This is a genomic window from Gemmobacter aquatilis, from assembly GCF_900110025.1.
Taxonomy (GTDB): Bacteria; Pseudomonadota; Alphaproteobacteria; order Rhodobacterales; family Rhodobacteraceae; genus Gemmobacter; species Gemmobacter aquatilis.
Window position 1 is genome coordinate 1 of sequence record NZ_FOCE01000024.1, and the last position, 9,636, is coordinate 9,636.

13 protein-coding genes are annotated in these 9,636 nt (G+C 57.2%); 9 read left to right on the forward strand and 4 right to left on the reverse strand.

The genetic code is table 11. The annotated features are described in order from the left end of the window. The first annotated feature begins 81 nt into the window (after positions 1 to 81). Both BMX43_RS19065 and BMX43_RS19070 read left to right on the forward strand, forming a co-directional pair. Positions 82 to 627, forward strand: a complete 546-nt coding sequence (locus tag BMX43_RS19065; RefSeq protein ID WP_091303781.1) for a hypothetical protein — start codon at positions 82 to 84, stop codon at positions 625 to 627. A gap of 272 nt (positions 628 to 899) precedes the next feature. After that, positions 900 to 1,943: a replication initiator protein A gene (locus BMX43_RS19070; protein ID WP_091303784.1), complete on the forward strand. Its 1,044-nt coding sequence runs from the start codon at positions 900 to 902 to the stop codon at positions 1,941 to 1,943. Between the two features lie 2 nt (positions 1,944 to 1,945). Here BMX43_RS19070 and BMX43_RS19075 read toward each other — a convergent pair whose 3' ends face one another. Beyond that, positions 1,946 to 2,242: a chromosome partitioning protein ParB gene (locus tag BMX43_RS19075; RefSeq protein WP_091303785.1), complete on the reverse strand. Its 297-nt coding sequence runs from the start codon at positions 2,240 to 2,242 to the stop codon at positions 1,946 to 1,948. 1 nt (position 2,243) lies between these two features. Continuing rightward, on the reverse strand, positions 2,244 to 2,903 hold the full coding sequence (locus BMX43_RS19080) for a ParA family protein (RefSeq protein ID WP_091303804.1): 660 nt from the start codon (positions 2,901 to 2,903) through the stop codon (positions 2,244 to 2,246). 81 nt (positions 2,904 to 2,984) lie between these two features. Here BMX43_RS19080 and BMX43_RS19085 point away from each other — a divergent pair, with 81 nt between their 5' ends. From BMX43_RS19085 to BMX43_RS19105, 6 genes are all read left to right on the forward strand, one after another. Beyond that, positions 2,985 to 3,308, forward strand: coding sequence for a type II toxin-antitoxin system RelE/ParE family toxin (locus BMX43_RS19085; RefSeq protein ID WP_281243161.1), 324 nt, complete (start codon positions 2,985 to 2,987; stop codon positions 3,306 to 3,308). Between the two features lie 17 nt (positions 3,309 to 3,325). After that, positions 3,326 to 3,643 (forward strand): HigA family addiction module antitoxin, encoded by a 318-nt coding sequence (locus tag BMX43_RS19090; protein WP_091303786.1) that lies wholly within the window; start codon positions 3,326 to 3,328, stop codon positions 3,641 to 3,643. Between the two features lie 6 nt (positions 3,644 to 3,649). Continuing rightward, positions 3,650 to 4,408: a nucleotidyltransferase domain-containing protein gene (locus BMX43_RS19095; protein ID WP_091303789.1), complete on the forward strand. Its 759-nt coding sequence runs from the start codon at positions 3,650 to 3,652 to the stop codon at positions 4,406 to 4,408. Beyond that, positions 4,405 to 5,124, forward strand: a complete 720-nt coding sequence (locus BMX43_RS19100; protein ID WP_091303795.1) for a DUF6602 domain-containing protein — start codon at positions 4,405 to 4,407, stop codon at positions 5,122 to 5,124. The genes BMX43_RS19095 and BMX43_RS19100 overlap by 4 nt, the downstream gene beginning before the upstream one ends. 305 nt (positions 5,125 to 5,429) lie before the next feature. Then, positions 5,430 to 5,567, forward strand: a complete 138-nt coding sequence (locus tag BMX43_RS19960) for a hypothetical protein (RefSeq protein WP_175482201.1) — start codon at positions 5,430 to 5,432, stop codon at positions 5,565 to 5,567. Beyond that, complete coding sequence (locus BMX43_RS19105) at positions 5,564 to 6,268, forward strand: helix-turn-helix domain-containing protein (RefSeq protein ID WP_139201640.1); 705 nt, start codon at positions 5,564 to 5,566, stop codon at positions 6,266 to 6,268. Before BMX43_RS19960 ends, BMX43_RS19105 begins: the two co-directional genes overlap by 4 nt. Before the next feature lie 24 nt (positions 6,269 to 6,292). Here BMX43_RS19105 and BMX43_RS19110 read toward each other — a convergent pair whose 3' ends face one another. Then, positions 6,293 to 6,832: a recombinase family protein gene (locus tag BMX43_RS19110; protein WP_091303799.1), complete on the reverse strand. Its 540-nt coding sequence runs from the start codon at positions 6,830 to 6,832 to the stop codon at positions 6,293 to 6,295. A 721-nt stretch (positions 6,833 to 7,553) separates the two neighbouring features. On the opposite strand from BMX43_RS19110, the gene BMX43_RS19115 reads away from it, so the two are divergent. Beyond that, positions 7,554 to 7,862 (forward strand): hypothetical protein, encoded by a 309-nt coding sequence (locus BMX43_RS19115; protein ID WP_091303802.1) that lies wholly within the window; start codon positions 7,554 to 7,556, stop codon positions 7,860 to 7,862. A 686-nt stretch (positions 7,863 to 8,548) separates the two neighbouring features. Here the strand turns inward: BMX43_RS19115 and BMX43_RS19120 are convergent. After that, entirely contained in the window at positions 8,549 to 9,580 is a 1,032-nt protein-coding gene (locus tag BMX43_RS19120; protein WP_217643994.1) for an abortive infection family protein, read from the reverse strand. Positions 9,581 to 9,636: the final 56 nt, after the last annotated feature.

Here is a 9,636-nt window from a genome sequence, read left to right on the forward strand (position 1 = left end):
CCTGCTGCCAGCAGCCAAGGGGAAGGTGTCACATGGGTCAGTTCTCAATGAAAATTACGCCGCTACCCGGGTCACTTCTGGGTGGAAATCAACACCCCTGCCCTCTCCCTCGCCGCCCTCGGTGAAATGGTGGATCTTCTGGGCGTCGTCGTCGCCAAAGTGTCGGACAAGCTGGATCAGCACGGGGAAACCCTCGCGGCGGTTCAGAAGACTGCGTTGGAAAGCCGGGACGCCGCACAGGCGGCCAAGGCCTTTGCTGATCCGCAGCGCTATGGCCGTCATATCGGCAACGAGATCGACAAGGCGCTGGCCGCTCCCCTCGACCGGCTGGAAGGTCTGCACCTGAGCCTCGCTGCCGATCGGCGGGACGCCAGCCGCACCCTGGATGAGTTGGTCCGGCAGGAAGAGCAAACCCTTCAACGCCTGCGTGACGAACTGGCAAGGGCGGAACGCTGGAAGAAGCGCGCCCCATTCATAGCCCTCTTTGGGTTGGTCCTTGCGGTCGGTCTCAGCATCGCCCTGCCCCGCTTCATGGCAGGCAACGGTACCGCCTGCACTGTCCTTGGAGGTGAGTGGCTGCGGGGGTCTGAGACCGGCATACAGGCCTGCGTGTTTTATGCCGGGTGAGGTCTGTAGGTGCTGCGGGAAAAGTTATCCACAGGCCAAGGTGTTAAATATGGGTTAGATTCAGGGTTAACCGTCAAAAATCTCTCGCAAGCCATTGAAACAGAAAAAAGATTCCGGATGAGATGTGTGTGAAAGTACGATAGAATGTGTGTAAAAGTACGATATAGCGTGGGCAAAAGTACGAAAGCGCCTTGCGTGTGTGAAAGTACGAATCGGCGTGGATTTCGAGCGCCTCCTGCCTTACTGTGTGTGAAAGTACGAAAGGCCTCCCTGTGTCTGACGATCATGTAGTAAACCGTTCCCCTCTCCTGCCTGATCGGTATCCGCAGGGCGATTTCTTCGTGTGCGACATCTTCGATGCCGTTCCCAAGGCTGACATGGCTTCGATGGAGCACCCGATCTTCTCACTCTCGACCAAGCCGGATACGCGTGTTCGCGAGTATGAGCACAATGGCATCAAGATTGCGATCAAGCCTTCCGTAGATGGCCTCGCCACAGTGCATGACCGAGACGTCCTGATCTACTGCATAAGCCAACTGATGACCGCCCTGAACGAAGGGAAAGAGGTTTCCCAGGTTGTCCGCTTTCGCGCATTTGACATGCTTGTCGCTACGAACCGGAACACGGCTGGATCAGGTTACGCTCAGCTGAAGGCAGCCCTTGAGCGCCTGGCGGGGACCAGGATCAGCACGAACATCGTGACTGGCGGAAAGGAGATCTTCAGGACCTTTGGCCTGATCGAGAGTGCCGAGGTCGTCAGGGAAACCCGTGACGGGCGCATGCAGGAAGTTGAGATCAAGCTCTCCGACTGGGTTTTCAATGCGATCCGGTCAAAAGAAGTCCTCACGCTGCACCGTGATTACTTCCGGCTTAGGAAGCCGCTGGAGCGGCGCATCTACGAGCTTGCCCGCAAGCACTGCGGGGCGCAGAGGGAATGGCGGATCAGCCTCGCGTTGTTACAGAAGAAGTGTGGATCGAACTCCACCCCCCGTGAGTTTCGGCGCTTGGTCATGAACATCGTTCGTGAGGATCGGGAACACGACCACATGCCGGACTATGCCATCGCCTACGATGAGCAAGAGGACATGGTCACCTTCTCAAACCGGCAAGGTGTAAAGATTGTCCTGCCTCCGGCTGTAGCGCCGCAGCTGGACCCTGATGTCTATGAGACGGCCCGGATGCTCGCACCCGGCTTCGATGTGCATTACCTGGAGCGAGAGTGGCGTAGTTGGCTCCCGGAGACGCCCCGCAACCCTGAAGCCGCTTTCCTCGGGTTCTGCAGGAAGTGGATACAGAACAGAAAAAATACCGGGTAATGTCAAATACCGGATTTGTTTTTGTAAAGCTCCCAGGCCTCCTCGATGAGGACGCCTTGCTGCACGCCCCTGCGCTTGGCTTCATTGGCAATTTCTTCGGAAATGCCGGGCATGACCTTCGCGTGGACTTGCCCCGTCCGGGGGCTAGGCTTGCGCCCGCGTCGCTTCTGCCCGTCACGGGCAACGAAGCCCAGTTCCTCCCCTGCCCGCTCTGCCTTCTCGATAGCTTGCGGGCTGCGGTCCTTCTCCCGGCTTTTCAGGCGGCCTAGGTCGATGTTGAAGGCTTTTCCGTCCGACATCTCAGACTCCCTCTGCAAGCCGCTTGTAGACCGCCTGGGCGAACAGAGCGGCGTTCTCGATTGCCCCATCCATGTTCCCCTGGGCGGGCATGTTCCGGAGGTTGCCTCCGAACTCGAAGAGAGCAGAGAACGCTGCCCGCTCCAGGAGTGGCGGGTCGATCAGATCGACGCCTTGTGCCACCAATGATTCGGCGATGCCGCTGTGTTGCTTCGAACGGACGGCCTTCGTCATCGTGAAGACGACGGCGTGCGGGATCTTCCGATCGAGCGCTTCTTCCTCTTCGGCGATGAGCTGAAGCGCTCTGACACCAATCGTGGCGTCCAAAGTGGTAGCCCGCATCGGAGTAATCACGAGATCGGCCTGAGAGATCGCCCGGGAAACAAGCCGCGAGGCGACGCCTTCCAGGTCCACGACAACGATCTGACCGTCTGTGTCATGCTGCTTGATACTCTTCACGATGTCAGACTCGTTGATGCTCGACAGAACCTGAATTCGATCGGGCAGGGGGGCTCGGTCAGCCCAAAGGGTCAGAGAGTGGTTGGGGTCACAGTCCAACATGACCACGCTCGCGCCTGCATAGGCCAGCTCTGTCCCCAACAGGATCGCTGTCGTGGACTTCCCGGCACCCCCCTTCGGCGATGCGATGACAACGGTCGGCATAGGCGTCTCCATGTTATCCGATAATTTTATTAACCGGATAAGGTAAAAAATCCAATATTATTTTGACGCCACGAGATACGCTTGACGTATCTCGTCAAGAGATCTATCTTCCCAAGCAAGATGATCCTAAGCTATCGCGACAAGAAGACCGAGAGCTTCGCAGGCGGCGAGTTCGTAAAGGCGTTTCAGGGGTTCGAGGACCAGACCGCAAAGCGGCTCGCGATCTTAAACGCCGCGCCGTCGCTCGACACGCTTCGGGCCTTGCCGAGCAATCGGCTGGAGGCCTTGCGCGGTGACAGGGCAGGGCAGTTCTCCATTCGCATCAACCAGCAATGGCGCATCTGTTTTGACTGGCCGGAAGGGCAGCCAGGACCAGGCAACGTTGAAATCGTGGATTACCACTGACGAAAGGAGGTCAGGCCATGTTCATGAGAGCAGTACATCCCGGCCAGGTCCTGAAGGACGAACTGGGGGAGCTGGGCATCACGCCCACCGAGTTTTCACGGCAGATCGAAGTGCCGCCCAACCGGGTGAGCCAGATCATCGCGGGCAAGCGCTCGATCACGGGCGACACGGCGCTTCGCTTCGGGCACTGGTTCGGGACCGATCCGCAGTTCTGGCTCAACTTGCAAGCGCAGTTCGATCTGGCCCAGGCGGACAAGGAGACCGGCGACACGATCCGGCATTTGCCGACCCGCGCGAGCTTGCCGCCGCAGCCTGAACAGCCGCGCATTGTGTGAGAGCCCATGACGGCAGACCAGTATCTTCAGAACATCCTTTTTCGTGAATCTGTTGACGTCACCGCCACGTCCCCTTTGCGCCGCATCCAGGGCCAGATCACGCCGCTGATCCAATCCTGGGCTGGGCACCATCTTCGGCGTATCTCGCCGAGCGGCTCGTTTGCGAAGGGCACGGCGAACAAGAACGGCACCGATATCGACTTCTTTATCTCTTTGGCTGACACGGCTACGGCTCCCCTCGGAGATATCTACAACTCGCTTTTCGAGACGTTGAAAGCAGCAGGCGCGTCACCGAAAAAGCAGAATGTTTCGATCAACATTCGTCTGAACGGCTATGACGTCGATCTGGTTCCTGCGCGTCAGCAAAACATGCTTTCGGAAGATCACAGTCTTTTCCGACGCCGAGCAAACACCTGGACGAAGACCAACGTTTCAACACACATTGCCTATGTGATGTACGGTGGATGCGTCCCCGAAATTCGTATCCTGAAGCTGTGGCGCAATCAGAAGGGGCTCGACTTCCCTTCCTTCTACCTGGAACTCGCAGTGATCTCTGCACTTAGGGGCAGCGGCGGAACACTTTCACAAAGGGTTTGGAAAGCGCTGACTTATATCCGCGACAACCTGGCAACTGCCCGCTTGGTTGACCCCTCGAACACCAACAATGTGATCTCAGATGACCTGACAGCCGCTGAGAAGGCGGCCATCGTTGCCGCCGCCAGGACCGCCTTGGGCGCGAAGGACTGGAGTGAAATCGTCCGATGACCTGGTCACTTCCCGCGCTTCTGCAAGGTCTTCACAAAGGCATCCACAATCGCCTGCACACAGCGCGTGAGGTCGCAGGTCATCCCGTTCTGAAGGGTGACGCCGCCGAGACCGTTTGGCTGAGCATGCTAGGCGATTACCTGCCCGAGCGGTATCGCGCACGGCGGGCTGTTGTCGTCGATAGCAACGGAGCCTTCAGTCAGCAGATCGACATCGTCGTCTTCGACCGGCAGTACTCGCCTTTTGTGTTCCATCAGGACGGCCTCGAAGTTGTCCCGGCCGAGAGCGTCTATGCGGTGTTCGAGGCGAAGCAAGTCATCACGGCCGAAGAAATCACCTATGCCCAGGACAAGGCAGCGAGCGTGCGGGCATTACATCGGACAAGCCTGCCCATCCCACATGCGACAGGGGTCGCGGACCCAAAGGTGCCGCATCCCATCCTGGCAGGGCTGGTGACCCTTGATAGCGGATGGAAGCCCCCGCTCGGTGACTCGCTGACAAAGAACCTGCTCACCCGACAAGGTGAGCACGCGCTCGATCTTGGCTGTGTGGCGGCTCACGGCACTTACGCGCGCAACTGCGACGGTGACTACCAGGTCGAAGAGAGCGCGATGGCAGCGACAGCCTTCCTCTTCGAACTGATTGCCAGGCTTCAAGCGCTAGCAACGGTACCGATGATCGACATCCGAGCCTATGCCGCTTGGCTAAAGGCCTAGTTCCTGCCTTTTTTGATCTGCGGGAGATTTCAGTAAGAGTGACGCTGAGGACAGGACACACGCCTGCTGCCGGTCGCCATAGAGCCAAACGGTGACGACTAACGCCCTGCAAACAGTTCACAAGAACACCTTCATGAACTGTATTGGATACATAAATGAACCATGCATATATCCATCAAGTGCTTGATTTTTATATATTAAGTCGAATTTTTTTCTCCTTTTAGCCTTGAACTGTCTCTAGATATACTGGCAGGGGAAACTTTAAATTTGGGAAAATCGCATTTTCTCAAGATGGAGAACCCCCAATGGACACAGAAACCCTGAAGCTTCTCGCACAAATCCCGCTGATGTCGTTGCTGGCGCTGATCGCCCTTGGTGCGATCATTCTCGCGGTCTATGCGATCCACGTCGTGCGAGGCTCTACACGAGGGCCGAAGAAATGACGGATCGCAGCTTGTCCAAGTGGACGCAGTTTCCAACAGAGTGGATCAGGCGCGGTGAACTGAGAAAGTTCGCGTGGTCTCGTCATGGAGGAACGGCAACCGCCGCCCTCATGGTGCTGCTTGCCCTTGGCCAGAGGCTGGCCCCTGATCACACGGAAGTCAGCGCCACCTACGACGATCTCACCAAATCACTCAGCATATCCAGGGCGACGTTGTCACGTGCCATCACTCTGCTCCGCGAGCAGCATTTTCTCGACACGACCGTGGAAAAGCGCAGCATGTTTCGGCTGAATTTCAGACCGGAGCCGTGGGGGAAGTTGCCCGCTCGTCCCTTGTACTCTTCTGGCGTGATGTTGCCATTTGAGCATTGGAAGCTGCGCAACATTGATGAGATGAACGCTCTGAAGATCTATTTCTATCTGATCTCGGCGCGAGACCGGCAGACCAACTACATTCTGTCTACCTATCCCACGTTTGAGAAGTATACCGGCGTGCATGTCGGCAGCGTGCGGTCGGCGATGTCCGTTTTGACTCATAGCCGTCTTGTTGTGGTTGAACGACAGTCTTCTCGCTTTCATGAGAAGAAAGAGCCCAACATCTATCGGCTGGTCGGGCTAGATGGATACACCCACTTTGCAACGATGGCAGCACCGCCTGAAGCTTTGACGAGCCCCCCGTGGGATGGACCGTTCTCTGCGTAATACACCCATGAATAGGTCGCTAGCTTACGCCCGCCTGATGGTCTTTACGCTAACCCGAAACAACTGCGCGATCTCGGGCAGAGGCCGCAGATCCTCATCTCGCATCCGGAGTACCTCGGCCTTCTGCGAGACCGATAGGGCAGGGGGCCTGCCCCCGATGCGACCGCGCTTGCGGGCCGCATCCAGCCCGTCCTTGGTCCTCTCCGAAATCCGCTCCCGCTCGAACTGAGCGATGGACGCGAAGACATGGAACACCAGCCGACCGGCGGGCGTGGTGGTGTCGATGTCTTCGGCCAGCGACCGGAAGCCAGCGCCCTGTGCCTGGATGGTGTCCACGATATCGAGAAGGTCACGCAAGGAGCGAGCGAGGCGGTCGTACTTGGTGACAGTGATCACGTCGCCCTGGCGCAGATGATCTAGCAAGCGGTCCAGCTCGGGCCTGCTGCGGGCCGTGCCGGTGATCTTGTCAGTAAAGATCCTCTCGGCACCAGCCGCCTTTAGCGCATCGATCTGGCCGTCCAGATTCTGGTCCTCTGTACTTACGCGGGCATATCCGATGATCATGCTGCACAGTGCCAAAACCCTCCCATAATCGCAAAGGTTTTGTCATGGGTTTTTGTCCGACCTAAGCCCTTGATCCGGGGTAGGGCAGGGGGCCAGGACAGAAAGGACCGTTTTTGTACCACCCAGCAGGTATGTCGAAATCCGTCAGCAAACGGCAGTTACAACGGCGCGCTACCCACAGATGCCATGGCAAAATGCACCATGTACAATCAGACGGCACAGCGGCGATCGTGATCCTACGCGTCCGAGCGCCCGGCGGTTCGAAAAGGTCGCCAGAACGGACCCACGCTCCTCGCTTTCACCTCGTATTTACCTCCTATCCATTCCTCCCGTCCCTCTTGACAACACCCAACAGACATCGTATATGTACCCTGTAAACCTCGTAGGAGTCGTGTAATGTCGCTAAAAATCCCTGAACCATAGCGGTCCACGTGAACCCGTAAACGCAATTATATGGATATTGAAAATGAAAAACCCATCGATACGCACGCAAAGCCTAGACATCAGGGAGATGCTATATGGACCTCCAGAACGAAACCAACATCGTTTGTTCCGCGCCAAGAGAAAAGTCTTTGGCAGGGATGAGGAAGGGGCGACCCTTTGACCTGCCCACGAAAGATTTCTTGTCGGACTGCGACGACCGGACTCCCAATAGGGTTGAGTCTGTTGTTCAGGACGTCCCCGCACAAATCCCCCCATAATCTTTGCCCAGGAGGACGCAATGTCCAAGACGCGCTTCCAGTTTGACGTAAAGGACGAGCGAGTGGAGGAAATCAAAGCTCTAATGGATGACATTGGAGCAGATTCCAACCGTGAGCTTTTCAACAATGCTCTAACGCTTCTTGAGTGGGCGGTAGAGGAGGTGAAAAATGGTAACACCATTGCCTCCATAAATGAGGCAAACAAGGTGTACCGAGAACTGCAAATGCCAGCCCTAAAGGCTGCTGCTTCACGGATGCTTAGACGGCAAGGCGGAGCCACTGCGCGCCAGTTTAACCGTGCCGATGACCGCGTGCAGCAAGCCGTTTAAGTTTGCAGTTTGACGCTGCTCATGTATATTCCCCCGAGAAACGGACAGTCTCTCGGGGGTGTGTTCTGAGCGGTTTTAAGAATCTTAGCGGGTTCTCGAAGGGCCCGCCCATTAACTTAACGCCAAAGGACATTGTTACGATGCACAACAGAGATAAGCTGTCTGGGTTGATGTACTTCGCAATGCTGTGTGGCGTTGCGATCTGCGCAATGGGCGTATTTCTAGTTTACATTTCCTCAGACCCTTCTTCCGAAAGCAAAATCAACTTTCTTGGAATTATGGAAGTTAACACTGGAAGTATCGGTGTCGCGATCTTCGCCCTAGGCGCTGGCCTGACAGCCTATCTAATTAAAGCGCTTGTGAGTAAGTGGTAATGGGCGATTTCGTTAAATGGCCCTGCCACTCTTCCCGGGCCTCGGCATAAGCCTCGCGCGCCAGTTCCAGCCGCTCGCGCATTTCTGTATCGACCCACCTTAACCTGTGCAGATTCCGCTGGGTCGATACACAAGCGGGCCCGCCACCTGAACGATGAACGGGCCCAGGACGTGCTGACAGCAACCTTGGTCAGGCTGCGGCTATGATAAGTATCCACTCAAGCATAACACCCGTCCTTTCACTGGCGCTTGTGCCAGCACCGCGAGCTTGACCTTTGGCATACCAAAGCGTCAACCCTTGTCGTTGGCGACCTACTCACCAAGATGATCGGCCTTGGGAAGAGGACGGGTTGGGAACTTGCGTTGCCATGTCTCTATGAGGAAGAGCGCTGCCGTGCTCGCGGCATGAATCGACAAACGGGCAATCCGTGTGTCAATGCGGGCATACCCCTTCTCGCGACCATGAGCGTCGCCGCCATGGGTGCGCAGAGCCCCTACCCCACCGATGACCGTAGCCAGGCCGGAAAGGATTTGTCGCACATCACCTGCTATCAAGGGGTCGATGTCGGAACGGTCAGGGGACAGACCAAGCGGCTGTTTCACGGCATTGTAGAGCCCCAGCACATCCTTCTTGGCAGGGAGCGGCTGCCCCAGTTCGATGAGGATCGACCGGCACACGCCCTCGACCGTGCTGCACGCGGCGGTGACGGCATCCTCAGGGTCGGTTTGGCTGCTTGCGAGGGCGCGGTCCAGATCGCGGCTCACCGTATCGAAGTCGATCACCTCGGACAGCCCGGCCAACTCCGCCAGGACAGGCACACCCTTGCCCGCCTCGACAAAACGCATTCGTCCACCTTGCTGCTGAACCTCAAAGCCGTCGAAGCGCAGCACGCGGTTGAGATGGTCGAGGACAGCGATATGGCGTTCGGGCTCATGGATGAAGTCGCGGGGGTCCGCAGCAGCCTCAATGATCCTTGAGAGCACCTTCTCAGGCTCGAAGCCCCTGTTGATGTCGAGTAGCGCTGTAGTGAGGGACGGCACACGGGAGCCGTTGATGCGGAAGTCCACATTGCAGCCGCGCATGAAGCGCTCAAGCTGGGGGCCGGAACGATAGATACCGATGGGGGGTGGGCCGCCGCCCATGCCTGAACCGCCGGTGATGATGTCGGCTAGAGCGTCGATGCTTTGAGGCGAGAGGGGGAAGGGCATGGCGATCAGTCTGGTTGATTTGGCAGGGGGGGCCAGACGGCCACAGGAAGGCCACTGGATGGTTTTATACCCTTGGTAGCGATCCAGCGACCTGACAATGTTGATTTCCACCCAGAAGTGACCCGGGGTTTTCATCGAGAATTGACCCGCCTGAAGGTTATGTTCTGCGGGTTATGCTGGGGTCAAGGCAT